16 protein-coding genes are annotated in these 17,177 nt (G+C 59.5%); 10 read left to right on the forward strand and 6 right to left on the reverse strand.

Annotated elements, in window-relative coordinates; all coding sequences use genetic code 11:
- Positions 1–69: 69 nt before the first annotated feature.
- Genes carB through carA form a run of 4 tightly spaced genes read right to left on the reverse strand, consistent with a single transcriptional unit; the run spans position 70 to position 5,730 of the window.
- A complete protein-coding gene (gene carB / locus KCG45_RS13230; protein ID WP_218317785.1) occupies positions 70–3,393 on the reverse strand; it encodes a carbamoyl-phosphate synthase large subunit in 3,324 nt (1,107 codons plus the stop codon).
- Positions 3,393–3,923, reverse strand: a complete 531-nt coding sequence (locus KCG45_RS13235; RefSeq protein WP_218317786.1) for a hypothetical protein — start codon at positions 3,921–3,923, stop codon at positions 3,393–3,395. Before KCG45_RS13235 ends, carB begins: the two co-directional genes overlap by 1 nt.
- On the reverse strand, positions 3,920–4,555 hold the full coding sequence (locus KCG45_RS13240) for a carbamoyl-phosphate synthase large subunit (protein WP_369410793.1): 636 nt from the start codon (positions 4,553–4,555) through the stop codon (positions 3,920–3,922). The genes KCG45_RS13235 and KCG45_RS13240 overlap by 4 nt, the downstream gene beginning before the upstream one ends.
- A complete protein-coding gene (gene carA / locus KCG45_RS13245; RefSeq protein ID WP_218317787.1) occupies positions 4,552–5,730 on the reverse strand; it encodes a glutamine-hydrolyzing carbamoyl-phosphate synthase small subunit in 1,179 nt (392 codons plus the stop codon). The genes KCG45_RS13240 and carA overlap by 4 nt, the downstream gene beginning before the upstream one ends.
- A gap of 157 nt (positions 5,731–5,887) precedes the next feature.
- Here carA and KCG45_RS13250 point away from each other — a divergent pair, with 157 nt between their 5' ends.
- The 10 genes from KCG45_RS13250 (at position 5,888) to KCG45_RS13295 (ending at position 15,698) form a co-directional block, all read left to right on the forward strand.
- Positions 5,888–6,337, forward strand: a complete 450-nt coding sequence (locus tag KCG45_RS13250) for a GatB/YqeY domain-containing protein (protein WP_218317788.1) — start codon at positions 5,888–5,890, stop codon at positions 6,335–6,337.
- 12 nt (positions 6,338–6,349) lie between these two features.
- Positions 6,350–7,114, forward strand: coding sequence for a hypothetical protein (locus KCG45_RS13255; protein WP_255548224.1), 765 nt, complete (start codon positions 6,350–6,352; stop codon positions 7,112–7,114).
- Between the two features lie 44 nt (positions 7,115–7,158).
- Positions 7,159–9,060, forward strand: coding sequence for a DNA primase (dnaG, locus tag KCG45_RS13260; RefSeq protein WP_218317789.1), 1,902 nt, complete (start codon positions 7,159–7,161; stop codon positions 9,058–9,060).
- 9 nt (positions 9,061–9,069) lie between these two features.
- Positions 9,070–11,100, forward strand: coding sequence for an RNA polymerase sigma factor RpoD (gene rpoD / locus KCG45_RS13265; RefSeq protein ID WP_218317790.1), 2,031 nt, complete (start codon positions 9,070–9,072; stop codon positions 11,098–11,100).
- 36 nt (positions 11,101–11,136) lie between these two features.
- Positions 11,137–11,829, forward strand: a complete 693-nt coding sequence (locus tag KCG45_RS13270) for an SDR family oxidoreductase (RefSeq protein ID WP_218317791.1) — start codon at positions 11,137–11,139, stop codon at positions 11,827–11,829.
- 113 nt (positions 11,830–11,942) lie between these two features.
- Positions 11,943–12,578 (forward strand): ParA family partition ATPase, encoded by a 636-nt coding sequence (gene parA, locus KCG45_RS13275; protein WP_369410794.1) that lies wholly within the window; start codon positions 11,943–11,945, stop codon positions 12,576–12,578.
- Positions 12,579–12,663: 85 nt separating this feature from the next.
- Positions 12,664–13,143, forward strand: a complete 480-nt coding sequence (gene rpiB, locus KCG45_RS13280; protein ID WP_218318051.1) for a ribose 5-phosphate isomerase B — start codon at positions 12,664–12,666, stop codon at positions 13,141–13,143.
- Positions 13,140–14,450, forward strand: coding sequence for a serine hydroxymethyltransferase (glyA, locus tag KCG45_RS13285; protein WP_305040795.1), 1,311 nt, complete (start codon positions 13,140–13,142; stop codon positions 14,448–14,450). The genes rpiB and glyA overlap by 4 nt, the downstream gene beginning before the upstream one ends.
- A 12-nt stretch (positions 14,451–14,462) precedes the next feature.
- Positions 14,463–14,939 (forward strand): transcriptional regulator NrdR, encoded by a 477-nt coding sequence (nrdR, locus tag KCG45_RS13290; RefSeq protein ID WP_218317793.1) that lies wholly within the window; start codon positions 14,463–14,465, stop codon positions 14,937–14,939.
- 6 nt (positions 14,940–14,945) lie between these two features.
- Entirely contained in the window at positions 14,946–15,698 is a 753-nt protein-coding gene (locus tag KCG45_RS13295) for an RNA methyltransferase (protein WP_218317794.1), read from the forward strand.
- Here KCG45_RS13295 and KCG45_RS13300 read toward each other — a convergent pair.
- Together KCG45_RS13300 and KCG45_RS13305 are read right to left on the reverse strand one after the other, a co-directional pair.
- Entirely contained in the window at positions 15,695–16,519 is an 825-nt protein-coding gene (locus KCG45_RS13300) for a serine hydrolase domain-containing protein (RefSeq protein WP_255548225.1), read from the reverse strand. The genes KCG45_RS13295 and KCG45_RS13300 overlap by 4 nt on opposite strands.
- The gene (locus KCG45_RS13305; RefSeq protein ID WP_218317796.1) at positions 16,512–17,048 is read right to left on the reverse strand and encodes a serine hydrolase; all 537 of its coding nucleotides are present in this window, start codon (positions 17,046–17,048) and stop codon (positions 16,512–16,514) included. The genes KCG45_RS13300 and KCG45_RS13305 overlap by 8 nt, the downstream gene beginning before the upstream one ends.
- Between the last annotated feature and the right edge of the window lie 129 nt (positions 17,049–17,177).

The raw sequence follows: 17,177 nt of genomic DNA on the forward strand, positions 1-17,177 counted from the left end.
TCGACAAGGGCCGTCTCTTCTTGAGGCGGCCTCGACGAGGCAGAATGTCGGGAGGGACAACTTAATTGCTTAGCTATAATAGTCTTGCAAACTGCGGACTTCAAGCTGATCCGGTTCGATGGCCGCAATTGCCTGCGCCGCCGCGAGGGAAGCTGCAGCCGTTGTGTAGTACGGCACCTTCTTTTCGAGCGCCGTTGCGCGGATCGATTTCGAATCGAGCAGCGATTGCCAACCCTCGGTCGTATTGAAGATCAGCGCGATTTCACCGTCGATAATCTTGTCGACGATATGTGGCTGGCCCTCGGCAACCTTGTTGATATGCGCGACATCGAGCCCCTGTTCGCACAGATAAGACTGGGTACCGCCCGTTGCGACTATAGCGAAACCTTTATCGATCAGGGTCTTAACAGCAGGCACGATGACTGACTTGTCGCTATTCTTGACCGATACGAAGACCGTACCCTCTCTCGGAAGGATCATGCCCGCACCCATTTGCGATTTCAGGAATGCGACGGGAAATGTCTGGTCGATCCCCATGACTTCTCCGGTCGATTTCATTTCCGGTGTCAGGATGGGGTCCGCGCCCGGGAAGCGGTTGAAGGGGAACACGGCTTCCTTCACCGCCATATAAGGCAAATCGCGCTTGAACGGCTCGAAATCGGCGAGTTTCTCGCCTGCCATGATCCGGCTCGCGATCTTGGCGACTGGTTGGCCGATCGCCTTTGCCACGAATGGCACCGTGCGGCTTGCCCGCGGATTGACCTCAATCAAGTAGACGTCATCGCCCTTCACGGCGAACTGGATATTCATAAGGCCGCGCACTTTTAGAGCGGTGGCGAGCGCGACCGCCTGACGCTCCATTTCGGCAATGATATCATCGCCCAGCGAGTAAGGCGGCAACGTGCAGGCGCTGTCGCCGGAGTGCACCCCTGCCTCCTCGATGTGCTGCATGACCCCGGCTATCCGAACTTCGTCTCCATCGCAGAGCGCATCCACATCGCATTCGATCGCATCGCGCAGATACTGATCGACCAGGACCGGGCTGTCGCCCGATACGTTCACGGCGGTCTTGATGTAATCATCGAGCTGCGCTTCTGAATCGACGATCTCCATCGCGCGGCCGCCTAGAACGTAGGACGGGCGCAGGAGGACGGGATAGCCGATTCGCGCGGCCACCGCCGCAGCCTCGTCGCGGCTATAGGCGATCCCGTTATCGGGCTGCCTCAGCTTCAGCCGGTTGACCAGTTTCGCGAAGCGTTCGCGGTCTTCAGCAAGGTCGATTGCGTCGGGTGACGTGCCGAGGATGGGGATGCCTTCATCCTCCAGCGCCTGAGCCAGTTTCAGCGGGGTCTGCCCCCCGAATTGCACGATCACTCCCACCAGCTCGCCCGCCTGCTGTTCGACACGCAGGATTTCAAGCACGTCCTCTGTCGTCAGCGGTTCGAAATAGAGCCGGTCCGACGTGTCGTAATCGGTCGAAACCGTTTCCGGATTGCAGTTCACCATGATCGTCTCATAGCCCTGCTCGGCGAGTGCGAAGCAGGCATGAACGCAGCAATAATCGAATTCGATCCCCTGCCCGATCCGGTTCGGCCCACCGCCTAGAATGACAATCTTCTTGCGGTCCGATGGCGCGGATTCGTCCTCTGGCACACCGAAGCTCGGCGCTTCGTAGGTGGAGTACATATAGGGCGTGACCGCTTCGAATTCGGCGGCGCAGCTGTCTATGCGCTTGAACACCGGATGGACGCCCAGCTTGTGACGCAATTCGCGGACTTCGCTTTCACTGGTGGCACCGGCCATGGCTTGGAGAGCGTCATGCAGCAGCCCCGAACGCTTTGCCTGCGTCTCCGCGAGACCACCGGCAACGCCGACAGATCTCACTGCCAGTGTCGCCAGGCGCCGGTCCGAAAAGCCCATGGATTTAAGCCGTCTGAGCTCCGCAGCAGTCCGCGGTAGGCCATTATGCGCAAGCATCCGCTCTTCGTAGATGATCGCCTCGATCTGGCGAAGGAACCAGCGGTCATATCCCGTCACCGCGTGAATTTCCTCGACGGTCAGTTCTTCGCGGAAAGCTTGCCCGACCTTGAGCAGACGATCCGGTGTTCGCCGCGAAATTGCCGCAGTGATGACGTCTTTATGCACACCTTCCAATTCGGGAATGCGATTGAACCCATCGAGTCCGGTTTCGAGACCCCGCAGCGCCTTTTGCAAGCTTTCGGCGAAATTGCGTCCGATCGCCATGACCTCGCCGACCGACTTCATGGCGGTGGAAAGCAAAGGCTCGGTGCCCTTGAATTTCTCGAAGGCAAAGCGCGGAATTTTGGTCACGACGTAATCGATCGTCGGCTCGAAACTAGCGGGTGTTGCCCCGGTAATTTCATTGGTGATCTCATCCAGAGTATAGCCGACGGCCAGCTTTGCCGCGACGCGCGCAATCGGAAATCCGGTCGCCTTCGAAGCGAGCGCCGATGAGCGCGACACGCGCGGGTTCATCTCGATAACGATCAACCGGCCGTCTTTCGGATTGACCGCGAATTGGACATTCGATCCGCCGGTTTCGACGCCGATCTCGCGCAGCACTTCGATGCTGGCAGTTCGCATGATCTGGTATTCTTTGTCGGTAAGGGTGAGCGCGGGTGCGACCGTGATCGAGTCCCCCGTGTGCACGCCCATCGGATCGACATTCTCGATCGAGCAGATGATGATGCAATTGTCCGCCCGGTCACGGACAACCTCCATCTCGTATTCTTTCCAGCCGAGCAGCGATTCTTCGATCAGCACTTCGGTCGTTGGCGACGCATCGAGGCCTTCGCCGACGATCATGTCGAACTCTGCCTTGTTGTAAGCGATGCCCCCGCCTGTTCCACCGAGCGTGAAGCTTGGCCTGATGATCGCTGGCAGGCCGGTGTGATCGATCAGTGCACGCGCTTCTTCGAGGGTGTTCGCAACGCCGCTGCGCGCGCTTTCGAGGCCGATCTTGTCCATCGCCTCGCGGAAGCGCTGGCGGTTCTCCGCCTTGTCGATCGCATCGGCCTTCGCGCCGATCATTTCGACACCATGTTCGGCGAGGACACCCATCTCGTCGAGCTTCAGCGCGCAATTGAGCGCCGTCTGCCCGCCCATGGTAGGAAGCAACGCATCGGGCTTTTCCTTGGCGATGATCTTGGCGACGATCTCTGGCGTGATCGGCTCGATATAGGTCGCGTCCGCGAACTCGGGATCGGTCATGATCGTCGCCGGGTTCGAATTGACGAGGACCACGCGGTAACCCTCCTCCTTCAAGGCCTTGATCGCCTGCGTGCCCGAATAGTCGAATTCGCAGGCCTGCCCGATAATGATCGGACCAGCACCGATGACGAGAATGGAGGAGATGTCGGTGCGTTTGGGCATCAGTTGTTGTTCTCGTTTTCTGTGGCCGCGTCGGGCCCGTCAATAATCTCGCCCGCCGGCTCGAGGGAGATCGCGATAAGCTGCTTGCCGGGTTGCTGGCGCTCGCACCCCGTGGTGAGGATCTTTTCGAATGGCTGCGCCGCGCCGCGAACACGGTAGAGCGCAGGGTCTCTCCCGAGGAAAAACGCACCCTTCTCATCGACCGAACGCTGCATGAACTGATCAACCGCAGTCGAGGTCTCGTTGGTCGATGCCATCCCGCGCGATCCCGCCGTTTCATCGCCGCCGTCGACGGTAAGCGCCTGCATTTCTTCAAGTCCGAGCTTGGTGATGTCGAATGTGTAGGTCGGTGTGTAATTGCCGTCCTTGTTGACGCGGCCGATTTCGGCGATCGCGTCCCATCCGGCCATCCTCTTTGCGCATGCCTCGACGCTTTCATCGCGTTCGCGCGGGTCTGTACCGTCGAAGAGCGAGCAGCCGGAAAGCGTGGCCAGGCCAGCGACAACGGCAATCGGTTTCAGGCGCATCATGCCTTTTCCCCTGTATTCGGCTCGAAAGCGTATGTGAGTTTTGTGTAGCGATAAACGTAAGGAAGCGCGTCGATCCGGCTGATGCCTTCGCCATGAACGAAAGTGCAATTGCGGCGAATGTCGATTATGCGCTCGCCATCGCGCACCAGGATATAGCTCAGCACGTAATGCTGGTGCGGATCATTGCGCCGGCCGACAACATCGATCTGGCGGACGGTATCGGAAATATCGCGGAGGATGTCCTCATCCCGGTAACCCTGATCCCTGCGAAGCTCCTCGCTGACCTCATGCAGAGCGTCGGGGTCGAAACCGTCTTCGCTGTAAAGTCCCTCGCTGGCGACAACCCGGCAATCCATCCGGCCGGCCACGGGCTTGTCGCTGTCTTCCTTGAACAAAACAGGCCGCCAGAACGCGATCACCGGAAGCTCGCCTGCCCCCGCCTGAAGCGTGACCGAACCATCACCCTGAAAGGCCACGCCGGGCGCGATTTCAGCACCGGGCCACTCGGCAAGAGGCGGCGGCGTCATCGCCGGATTTTGGGCGAGCGCGGACGTCGAACTAATTATCGCCAATGCCGCGAAAGCACTGAGCCCCTTACTTCCGCAGAGGACAAGCGGCAACTGAACGCTCACCCCAGCCCCCCGACGAACTTCTCGAACAGGTAAAAACTATCCTGCGGCCCCGGGCTTGCCTCCGGGTGATATTGCACCCCAAAAGCGCGCTTCCCTTTCACCGCGATCCCGCAGTTCGATCCGTCGAAGAGGCTCACATGGGTCTGCTCGAGACTATCTGGCAGAGTCTCCGCATCGATCGCGAAGCCGTGATTCATGCTGGTGATTTCAACGAGCCCTTCGCTTGCCCCCCAGCCCTCGCCCACGCGTTGCACCGGATGGTTTGCGCCGCGATGGCCCTGGTGCATCTTGGCAGTCTTTGCTCCCGCCGCGAGGCCCAGCATCTGGTGACCAAGGCAGATGCCGAAGAGCGGCACATCGCGCTCAAGCAATTCCCTGATGACCGGCACAGCGTATTCGCCCGTCGCCGCAGGATCGCCGGGGCCGTTCGAAAGGAACACGCCTTCCGGCTTCAGCGCCATGATTTCGTCGATCGTGCTGCGCGCGGGGACCACCGTTACCTTCGCGCCCGCCTTCACGAGGTTGCGGAAGATATTGTCTTTCGCGCCGTAATCGATGGCGACGACATGCGGGCGCTCGCGATTGCTTTCGGTATAGCCGAACCCGAGTTGCCAATGCCCACCGCGCCAATCTTCGCTTTCCTGCCGAGAGACGCGCGGGACCAGATCCAGCCCTTCCAGACCGCTCCACTCCTGCGCCTGCCTGACCAGTGCATCGAGATCGAATGCGCCGCTCGGTTCATATGCGATGACGGCATTTGGCGCACCGTGCAGACGGACCCGGCGGGTCAGAGCGCGGGTGTCCACGCCGGACAGGCCGATCTTTCCGTGCTCCTTCATCCATTCAACGAATTCATTGCGGGCACGGAAATTGGAATGCGGGGTGACTTCCTCGCGGACGATGCAGCCGACTGCGCCCAAACCGCGACTTTCAACGTCTTCGTCATTTGCGCCGACATTGCCGATATGCGGGAAGGTGAATGTGACGATCTGGCTGTCGTAAGACGGATCGGTCATCACCTCCTGATAGCCGGTCATCGCGGTGTTGAAACACACCTCGCCCACGGCCGCGCCCATCGCGCCAAAGCCCTTCCCCCAGATCGCCGTCCCATCGGCCAGAACCAGGACTCCCGTCGCACCTTCAGGTTGCGCAGGACGTTGGGCAGCAGAAGCCATTGGGGGCTCTCCGAGTCAGGTGTTTCCAGCAATGTCGCTAAGTCCCATCGGCTAGGCCCACAGCGGCTCTCCGTCAACCTAGGCGTGACGCTCGCAATGAGATAGAGAGCCGCGTTAAGCGATCCATCCACAACTTAGACGAAAAGACAGACACGCCATGATCCGCGACGACATCAAAGCCGCCACAATCACCGCCATGAAGGCAGGCGAAAAAGACCGCACCGCCACGCTTCGCCAGATCTCCGCCAAGATCAAGGATCGCGATATCGAGCAAAGGACGAGCGGGAAAGAGATACCCGATGACGAACTCGTCACCTCGGTTCTGCAAAAAATGGCGAAGCAACGACGCGAATCGATAACCATGTATGTTGACGGCGGCCGTGAAGAACTCGCCGAAAACGAGCGCCGGGAACTCGCCATTATCGACGAGTTCCTGCCGCAGATGATGAGCGAGGATGAAACCAGAGCCGCCATCGAAGAGGCCAAGGCAACCACTGGCGCCGCTTCCATTAAGGATATGGGCAAGGTGATGGCGGAACTGAAGAGCAGATACGGCGCTGTAATGGATATGGGCACCGCGAGTGCCATGCTTAAGAACAGTTTTTGAGGGAACTCCGCTATGATCCGCCACACGCTATTGATTGCGCCCGCTTTGCTTCTCACCGCCTGCGGCGATCCGGCAGCGGAAGTCGATTACGACGCCGACACGCCGGAGGCAGCGGAGCTTGAGGTGGCGACGACCGACGGGGAAGCGGCGGCGCTGCTGTCGGCAATCGATCCTGGAGATTTCGCCGACCTGGAATTGGGCGCGAAGATTGTCGGTCCGCGCGGGCCGGAGGTAAAGACGAGCCTGAGCAACGAAGTCGGGATCCTTGCCGACATCACGTCCTTCGTCGCCTGTCCCGCCGGGATGGAGACATGCGATCCGAACACCGCACCTGAAGGTACGATCTACACCTACGTCCACATTGTCTATCCGGGCGAGGACATGGATCCGACCACCGGCGCAGGCGCTGGCACCGATGATATCGATATCGAAAGCGCCGCCGCCTTCATGATGACCGCACCTGCGCACGGCTTCACCGGCGAAGCAGGCTTTTCCAAGGCCGAGGCAGTCGCCGCCGCCGGATCGAGCATCAATATCGTGGTGACTTGCGAAGAGGACGGACAGATATACTGGACTGCCAATGCCGGAGATGGCGGCGATCAATGGGAAGATGCCGAACCCATCACGTTCTATTGGCGCTCCACTCTTCCGCCTGCCGGTCCGGCGGTAAGCTATGCCATTCGTGCCAACGGTGCTTCCGCTTCTGGCGAAGGCCCGTACCCGGCGAAGGATGACAACGCGACCAATGCATGCACAGCGATACCCACAGCCGGTTGATCTTCGCGCTTGAATGATTGGCGTGCGGGGCGCATTTTCCCCGCATGACCATCACCCCGCAATGGAAAGATGAACTGCGCGCGCGCATCACTCTGTCCACTGTTATCCTGCGCACAGACAAGATTACCAAGGCGGGCCGGGAGTGGAAGGGGTGCTGCCCGTTCCACGATGAGAAGACACCGAGCTTTTACGTCAACGATCAGAAGCAATTCTATCATTGCTTCGGCTGCGGCGCGCATGGCGATGTCATCAGCTGGATGACCGAGCAGCGCGGGCTGTCCTTTATCGACGCGATCAAGGAACTCGCCGCAGAAGCAGGGATGGAAGTCCCCGCTCCCGACCCTGTCGCAGCGAAAAAGGCCGAGAAACGCGCCAGCCTGATCGACGTGACGACCGATGCGCAGGAATGGTTCGTCGACAATTTGCGCGGCGCCGATGGGCGCGAGGCGCTCGAGTATTTGCAGCAGCGGGGACTGAAACCGGAGACATTGCGCGAATTCGGCTTCGGATATGCGCCGGAGAGCAAGCAAGCCCTGAACCGCGCCCTGGCTCGCTATGACGAGGGAATGCTGGTCGATACCGGTATGCGCATCCGTACCGATGATGGCACCACGTATGACCGGTTTCGCGGGCGGGTCATGCTGCCGATCCAGGACACCCGCGGACGGGTGATCGCATTTGGCGGGCGCATCCTCCAAGACCGTGATGGTCTCGCGAAATATCTCAACTCGCCCGACACGCCGCTCTTCGATAAAGGGCGCACCCTTTATAACCTGCACCGCGCCGCACCAGCCTCTCGCCAGACAGGCAGAGTCATCGTCGTCGAGGGATATATGGACGTCGTGGCCCTGGCGCAGGCCGGGTTTAACGACGCCGTCGCCCCGCTCGGCACGGCGCTTACGGAGATGCAGCTCGAAATGCTTTGGCGCATGGTCGAGGTGCCAGTGCTGTGTTTCGACGGTGACCAAGCGGGACAACGGGCCGCCATGCGTGCGATCGGTCGCGCTTTACCGATGCTCGCCCCAATGCGTTCGCTCTCCATCGTTCGCCTTCCAAGCGGAATGGATCCCGACGATCTCATCAACAGCCAGGGCCGAGGAGCAATGGAACGATTGCTGGCGGAACCGAAAAGCATGCTCGACACGCTTTGGGAATTTGAGCGGGATGCACAGCCGCTTGAAAGCCCCGAGGCAAAGGCGGGGCTGAAGGCGCGGCTTATGGAGCATGTTGACACGATCCAGGACCGCGATATCCAGTCGCTGTACCGGCGCGACCTGCTCGACCGTTTCTCGGCATTCGCCTATCCACCGCGCAAACCACGCGAACAAGCCAAGCGTGGGCCATGGCAAGGCGCCACAGCTGTTCCGAAAACGCTTTCCGCCGGTGCGCGCGCGACCTTGCAGAAGGCGATGGCGGGCGGACAGAGATCCGATCTTTTGAGCGCGGTGATCGCCGGTCTGGTGCGCCACCCGGACGAGATTTCTGGGCATTCCGAAGCCCTCATCCGGCTCGCCCGGCATGACCAAAACGCCGCACCCGCAATTGAATCGCTGATAGAGCTATCGGAAACGCTTGATTCGGGCGGTCAAAGCGCCATATCAGCGGAGCAAGGCTATCCTGCCCCACCGGTAGACAATCGTTATACCTTCCTTCGAGAAGGCACGCCCCCCGGTGAAGCGCGCGAGGAACTGGCCGAAGCTGTGTCGTTGCTGGCCCATAAACCAGCGCTCGAAGCTGCCATGGCAGCAACGGTTGCGAGGTTTGAGGATGATCCGGAAGGATCCTTTGCAGAACAGGCCCGCTTGCGGCAGCAGCTCACAACAGTTGAAGAGCGTTTGAAGGCATTCGGACGCAAACGGGCCGCCTCTCCGGCGGACAGGGACAGAAATTCGGTGGTGTCGGACAGCCAGACGGGCGAAACGGCAGACAACCTCGAGATGGATTGATAGCGATACATGGCTTCGACCGCTAAAAGCAAAAAGCAAGAAAACGATGACGCTCCACTGATCGACCTCAATGAGGCGGCAGTGAAGAAGCTGATGACCAAGGCGAAGAAGAAAGGCTACATCACTTATGATGAGCTCAACGAGGCGCTGCCCTCGGGTGAGATGAGCCCCGACCAGATCGAGGACATCCAGACCGCGCTTTCGGAAATGGGCGTGCAGATCGTCGAAAACGACGAGGAAGCCGAGGCCGAGGCCGAGCAGGAATCCGAAGTCGAGGAAATCGCCGTCGGGGCCGATGCCAAGAAAGAAGCCAAGAAAGACGCGAAGGCTCCCGCTGCCAAGAAAACCGGCACGGGCGAGCGGACCGATGATCCGGTGCGCATGTACCTGCGCGAAATGGGCGCTGTCGAATTGCTCAGCCGCGAAGGCGAAATCGCCATCGCCAAGCGGATCGAATCCGGCCGCGACATGATGATCATGGGGCTTTGCCAAAGCCCGATCACGTTCCACGCCATCATCCAGTGGTCCGAAGCGCTGAATGCCGAGGACATGCAATTGCGCGAAATCCTCGATCTCGACGCGATGCTTTCCAAAGAGCCTCCGCCTGACAAGATGGAGGAGGAGAACGAGGACGACGACGGCGAGATTTCCGAGGAAACCGCCGGCCCGACCATTCGCGACGATGACGAAGACGACTCTGATTCAGAAGATGTCGACGCAGAGGACGGCGAAGGCGGCGAGTCCAAAAAGGATGATGAGGAGGAAGAGGACAACACTCTCTCCCTCGCCCAGATGGAAGCGACGCTTAAACCCGACGCGATCGAGCGTTTTGCGCGCATTACCAAGCTGTTCAAGACTTTCGAGAAATTGCAGGCCGAGCGTGTCGAAACTCTCGCGGCAGGCAACGACTTTCCGAAAGCGAAAGAAAACAAGTACGAGAAACTCGGCGACGATCTGACCGCCGAGGTGGAAAGCATGCAGTTCCACGCGACCAAGATCGAATTCCTGGTCGACAATCTCTATGCCTTCAATCGCCGCCTGACTGCCCTCGGAGGCCAGATGCTGCGCCTCGCCGAGCGCCACAAGATCAAGCGGATCGACTTCCTGAAATCGTATGTCGGTAACGAGCTGGACGACAGCTGGATCATCGCCAACGCGAAGAAGGACAAGAAGTGGAAAGCCTTCGCAGAGAAGGAAGAGGCAGCGATCGACCGCATCCGTGCGGAAATCACCGATATTGCCGCGCAAACGGGCATGGCGCTCCCCGAATTCCGGCGCATCGTGAACATGGTGCAGAAGGGCGAGCGCGAAGCGCGTATCGCCAAGAAGGAAATGGTCGAAGCGAACCTGCGCCTCGTGATCTCCATCGCCAAGAAATACACCAATCGCGGCCTGCAATTCCTCGATCTCATTCAGGAAGGCAATATCGGCCTGATGAAAGCGGTCGATAAATTCGAGTACCGCCGCGGCTATAAATTCAGCACCTATGCGACGTGGTGGATCCGTCAGGCGATCACCCGCTCGATTGCCGACCAGGCGCGCACGATCCGTATCCCGGTCCACATGATCGAGACGATCAACAAACTGGTCCGCACAAGTCGACAGTTCCTTCACGAGGAAGGCCGCGAGCCGACCCCGGAAGAAATGGCAGCACGCCTCTCCATGCCGCTCGAAAAGGTGCGCAAGGTGATGAAGATCGCCAAGGAACCGATCAGCCTCGAAACGCCGATCGGCGACGAGGAAGATTCGCATCTCGGCGATTTCATCGAGGACAAGAACGCGATCATCCCAGTGGATGCTGCAATCCAGGCGAATCTCAAGGAAACCGTCACCCGTGTTCTCGCATCGCTGACCCCGCGCGAGGAGCGCGTGCTACGCATGCGTTTCGGGATCGGCATGAACACCGACCATACTTTGGAAGAGGTGGGGCAGCAGTTCAGCGTAACCCGTGAACGTATCCGTCAGATCGAAGCCAAGGCGCTGCGTAAGCTCAAGCACCCGTCGCGGTCGCGCAAGATGCGCTCTTTCCTCGATCAGTAGCATAGACCTGGATCAGCAGCAGCGCTCGCGGTAGGCATGACGACGAAAAATATCGTTATTACAGGTGGTTCCTCAGGGATTGGCGTGGCCTGCGCAAAGGCGGTCGTTGCATCCGGGCATCGCGTAGCTCTTGTGGCAAGATCGAAGGACAAGCTCGATCAGATTGTCGTAGAGCTGGGTGCTGAAAACGCAATCGCGGTACAGTGCGACGTGACCAAACCTGCAGAGCAGGAAGCCATGTTCGCCGAGGTTTTGGCGCAATTCGGGACCATCGATGCGGTCTTCGCCAATGCAGGCTTGGGCGCCTCCGCTACCGGAACCGAGCACGGTGAGATCGAAAATTTTCACGAAATGATCCTCGTCAATAATTTTGCGGTGACCGTCACTTGCAAACTGGCGATCCCTCACCTGCGAAAGACGAAGGGCCAATTGATACTCATCGGCTCGCAGGCAGGACATGTGGCCCTGTCAGGATCAGTCTATAGCGCCACGAAATGGTTTATCCGCGGATATGCCAAGAACCTCTCAAATGAGCTTATCGAGCACGGCGTTCGGGTGACGAGTATCGATCCGGGTATGGTCGACACGCCCTTTTTTGATGAACCGAAACCGACCGCTCTTCGGCCCGATGATATCGGGGAGGCATTTGCTTACATTATAAATCTGCCAGACCATGCGCGGATTGCCGAGTTGGAAATTTATCCCACTGTTGGCGCTCATCACTCCTGATCAATCCAGCATTCACAGCATTGATCGCGCGCAGGTTGGACATGGCTAACTTTGCATGCAACACATGCTGGTGAGAGAGGTCGTTCGATATAATCTGTTGAGGAATGTCATCCGTGCCCACCTCTCAACCCAAAACCATCGCAATCGTCAGCCAGAAGGGCGGCTCAGGCAAGACGACCCTTGCTGTCCATCTTGCGACCCGCGCCGCGCAAGCTGGCCTTGAAAGCTGCGTGATCGACACCGATCCGCAGGCGACCGCCGCGGCCTGGTCCGACTGGCGCGGCGACTTTCTGCCGGTCGTCGTAACGAGCCCGCCAGCGCGGCTTGGCAGGACTATCGAAAGCGCAAGCAAGAACGGCGTCGATTTCATCGTCATCGACACCCCTCCCCACGCCGATGCCGCCGCTCGCGAGGCGATCAAGGCGGCCGACATAGTACTGGTCCCGTCAAAACCGCGCGCATTCGATCTGCACGCGCTTGAGCCGATCGCAGACCTTATCTCCTTCGCGAAAAAGCCCGCATATGTGGTGCTCAACTCGGTTCCGGCAGGCGCCACCGTCTTGTCCGAAGACGCGCGCAAATCCGCCAAGAAAATGGGCCTCAAGATGTGCTCGGTCTCTCTCGGGGACCGCGCTGCTTTTCATCGCTCCTCGGCGAAGGGTGAGACAGCGGCCGAAATCGATCCCGATGGCAAGGCAGCCAAGGAGATCGAAAAACTGTGGAAGTGGCTCAACAAGAAGCTGGCCTGAGCCTGAGCCCAAAAACCGACGCGATCGGTAGAAAAGCCGCTCACACGGGGTGGAGAGAATCGATCTGCCGCCCTATGTAAGCGCCATGCGTATTGCCATTGCCTCAGACCACGCCGCGACCGACCTGAAAGCGCAACTCGCTGAATGGCTGATCGATGAAGGCCACGAAGTCGCCGATCTCGGCCCGGATGCGGGCGAAAGCGTGGATTACCCGGATTACGGATACAAACTCGCAAGCGTGGTTGCAGATGGCACGGTCGAATACGGTATCGCGCTGTGCGGATCGGGCATCGGCATTTCCATCAGCGTCAATCGCCATCCGGCGGTTCGGTGCGCGCTCGTTTCCGAACCTCTTTCCGCCGCGCTAGCCCGCGAACATAACGACGCCAATTGCCTCGCCATGGGTGCGCGCCTGATCGGCATCGAAATGGCAAAATCGTGCGTGGCGACATTCCTCAACACCGAATTTGCAGATGCAGGCGATCCTTCGGGTCGTCACCAACGACGCGTCGCCAAGCTCGGCAATCCGCCAACCTCTCCCGATCATATCGAGACGCATCAATGAGCACGCAGCCTAACGAAGTTCTGAATTCGATGGATTCATTCTGGAACGATGACCTTGCGACCGTCGATCCTGAGATTGCAGCGGCGATTGGCAATGAGCTGAAGCGCCAACAGGACAAGATCGAGCTGATCGCGAGCGAGAACATCGCATCCAAAGCTGTGCTCAAAGCGACGGGCAGCGTGTTCACCAATAAATATGCCGAGGGCTATCCGGGCAAGCGTTATTACGGCGGCTGCGACTACGCCGATGTGGTCGAAACGCTCGCAATTGATCGCGCCAAGCAATTGTTTGGATGCGAATTCGCCAATGTGCAGCCCAATAGCGGTAGCCAGATGAACCAGGCGGTCTTCCTCGCACTGCTCGAGCCGGGCGACACGTTCATGGGGCTCGATCTGAACTCTGGCGGGCACCTGACCCACGGGTCGCCGGTGAACATGAGCGGCAAGTGGTTCAACCCTGTCAGCTATGGGGTCCGCAAGGATGATGAACTCATCGACATGAACGAGGTTGCCGCCACCGCGCGTGAGCATAAGCCAAAGCTGATCATCTGCGGCGGCACGGCCTATTCGCGCATCTGGGACTTCGCGGCGTTCCGCGCCATCGCCGATGAAGTTGGTGCAATCCTGCTATGCGACATGAGCCACATTTCCGGTCTCGTTGCCGGGGGCGCACATCCCTCGCCCTTCCCCCATTGCGATATCGTCACATCGACAACGCACAAGAGCCTCCGCGGCCCGCGCTCTGGCATCATTTTGTGGAACGACGAGAAGTATACGAAACCGCTGAATATGGCTGTTTTTCCCGGACTTCAGGGCGGCCCATTGATGCACGTCATCGCTGCCAAGGCGGTCGCCTTCAAAGAGGCCTTGCAGCCTGAATTCAAGAGCTACGCCCGCCGCATCGTCGAAAATGCTCGCGCGCTCGCCGCGAGCCTCGAGGAGAACGGGCTCCGGATCGTGTCGGGCGGGACCGACAATCATTCGATGCTTGTCGATCTCACCGCGAAAGACGTGACCGGCAAAGCCGCCGAAGCGGGCCTCGATCGCGCCTGGCTGACTTGCAACAAGAACGGCATTCCGTTCGATACCCGCTCGCCATTCGTGACCAGCGGCATTCGTCTCGGCACACCGGCGGGCACCACGCGCGGCTTCGGCCCGGCGGAGTTCCGGACCGTTGGTAAGCTGATCAGCGAAGTTGTCGATGGTCTGTCGAAAAACGGGCCCGAAGGCGACGCGCAGATCGAAGAAAGCGTGCGGAGGCGCGTGGCTGAGCTGTGCGCCGACTTCCCCGTCTATCCCGACGCCTGAGCCTGATACCGCATGCGTTGCCCCTTTTGCGCTCACGATGACAGCCAGGTAAAAGACAGCCGCCCGACAGAGGATGCCACCGCCATCCGGCGTCGGCGGCAGTGTTCGCATTGCGGAGCGCGCTTCACCACTTTCGAGCGCGTGCAGCTGCGTGAAGTCGTAATCGTCAAGGCTGGCAAGGACGGCTCAGATCTACGGCGCGAACCCTTCGACCGATCCAAACTCGAACATTCGGTATCCCTCGCGTGCCGAAAACGCGGGGTCAATCAGGAGCGTATCGATCAGCTTATTTCGGGGATCCAGCGACAGGTCGAAACAGCCGGCGAAGCAGAAGTCGCTTCGGCCAAGATCGGCGAAATGGTGATGGACGGACTGAAACAGATCGACAGTGTCGCCTATATTCGCTTCGCCAGCGTTTATCGTGATTTTTCAGAAGCCAGGGACTTCGAGGAATTTGCGAGCACCGTAGCCGAAGCGGCAAAAGACTGATCCCGCATGTCTGAAGCAAGCAAGCCCATCATCGTCCTGGTGCGACCGCAGCTCGGCGAAAACATAGGCAAAGCCGCACGGGCTATGCTCAATTTTGGTCTCACCGAGATGCGTATCGTCAACCCGCGCGATGGATGGCCCAACCCCTCCGCCGGCCCCGCTGCCGCAGGAGCAGACATCGTCCTAGATCAGGCGCGCGTGTTCGAGACGACAGCCGAGGCGGTGGCCGATTGCGAGCATGTCTACGCAACCACCGTGCGAAAACGCGGTGTGACCAAGCCGGTCGTCGGCCCGGACGGAGCCGCGCGGCTGATGCATTCGCAAGCTGGCCGCCACGCCATCCTTTTCGGACGCGAGGCGTCGGGACTGGAAACGGAGGACGTTGCGCTTGCACGGCATATCCTGACCGTACCAATCAATCCGGAGTTCGGTTCTCTGAACCTCGCTCAGGCGGTCATCCTCTGCGCATACGAGTGGTCGCGCATCGGGCGGGAAGAGACGGAAGATGGCAATCTCGTCCAGCCGACGGCAGAGGACAGAGAGCTGCCTCCGGCCCCGCAGGAAGAGCTCGACGGATTGATCGCGCACCTTGAGGGAATGTTGGCACCCAAGGGGTACTTCTTTCCCCAAGACCGCGCGGAGGCCACGCGGCGGACACTGCGCACCGTCCTTACAAAGCCGGCCTGGAACCACCTAGAGGTCCGGACACTTCGCGGAGTTCTTTCAACACTCCAGCGAGATCGACGCGAAGAACATTAGTCCGCGCGCACCATCCGGTATTGGGCCGCGAAGATCGCTTCGAGATCGCCGTTCTTGTTGTTGCTAAAAACCAGCGGGGATATCGTCTCGGTATCGAGAAACTTCATCGGTCCGGTCGCCACCATTCGGGAAACTTCACCCGTCGCAATCTCCACTGCGTAAAGATCGGCCTCGCCCTCGGACGAGAAACGGAATTTGCGGCCTTGGCCGGGACCGTCGGGGAAGGTCCAGATGCCCTCGATCCGAGCCCAATCCTCCTCGCTCTGCGAGACCGGGACCACCTTACGCTGCGACATGAAATCCAGTCCGTCGGTACGCGACTTGCCCCGGGCCAGCATCGAATTCAGCGCAAATCCTCGCTCCGAATCGGAGAGCGCCACTAGACCCGTTTTGGATGATCGTTCGAAGTACATGATGCTTTTGTAGCCAAAGTTTGCGCCGGTGTGCCGAAACACATGGTGAGTTTCGTCCTTCACCACATCGAAGCCCAGCGCGTAGTTTTCCTCGCCCTCCCCGTCAGGCACGACCAGCATCTGCGCAGCAAGTTCGGCAGAGAGGAAGTCGGGCGTCTCGCCGTCGATGATGGCGTCGGTTGCGATTAAGAACCGCGCAAGATCGGGCGCCGTGGTCCACAATGCCGCTGCCGCCTTCTCCGGATAGACGTGGTAGGGGACATCGAAGGGCTCCCCTTCACCGCTCTTGGCAGTTGGATGAGGGCCGCCCGGTTCATCTTCGAAATGGCTGTCGACCATGCCCAGCGGACGTAAAACCTCGCGCGTCATAAAATCGGAAAAACTCTCGCCCGTCTGATCTTCAACCATCAACTGCAAAACGGTGTATCCCCCGCCCGAATAGGAATAGCTGGTGCCCCGGAGCCTGGAAGAGTGCGATCGCTTCCGTGTTCCCGCGTCCTTCCAGCACGTCAAGGGTCGAGGGGATCTGTGGCGAAGGCTCGTAGCCCGGGAAGCCATGGACATTGAGCCCCGCACGGTGCGAGAGCAGTCGCCGTATCGTCACCCGCGGCGCATCCTCGAAGCCGGTGTAATCGACTTTCCAGCTTGTCAGGTACTCATTGATATCGGCATCGAGGTCCAATCCGCGCTGTTCCACGAAGCGCAGGATACCCAGAGCGCTCACCGGTTTGCTGATCGAAGCGGCCTGGAAGCGCAGGGGGGCGTCCGAAAATCTTTCATCGGCAGCAACGGTTCGAACGGTCGCGAGCTCGCCATTCTCGATCGTCGCATAGGAAATCGCCTGGACTCCAGTGCTTTCCATTGCAGCATTCAGCGACTGGGGTGCGGCTGTTCGCCCCTCGATCACGAGGTATGGCGCCAGTGGAGGTTCCCCCATATGCGTTGCCGGCTCCGCCACGATTGGCGCGGCTAAGCAAAGGCTGGCCACCCCTGCCAAAATTCCAAGGGTTTTTCCCGAGTGCTGTTCCTTAGTCTCTAAATCGTGAGCTAATCATCGCGCACCTAT

This window comes from Erythrobacter ani (assembly GCF_019204025.1).
GTDB classification, from domain to species: Bacteria; Pseudomonadota; Alphaproteobacteria; order Sphingomonadales; family Sphingomonadaceae; genus Erythrobacter; species Erythrobacter ani.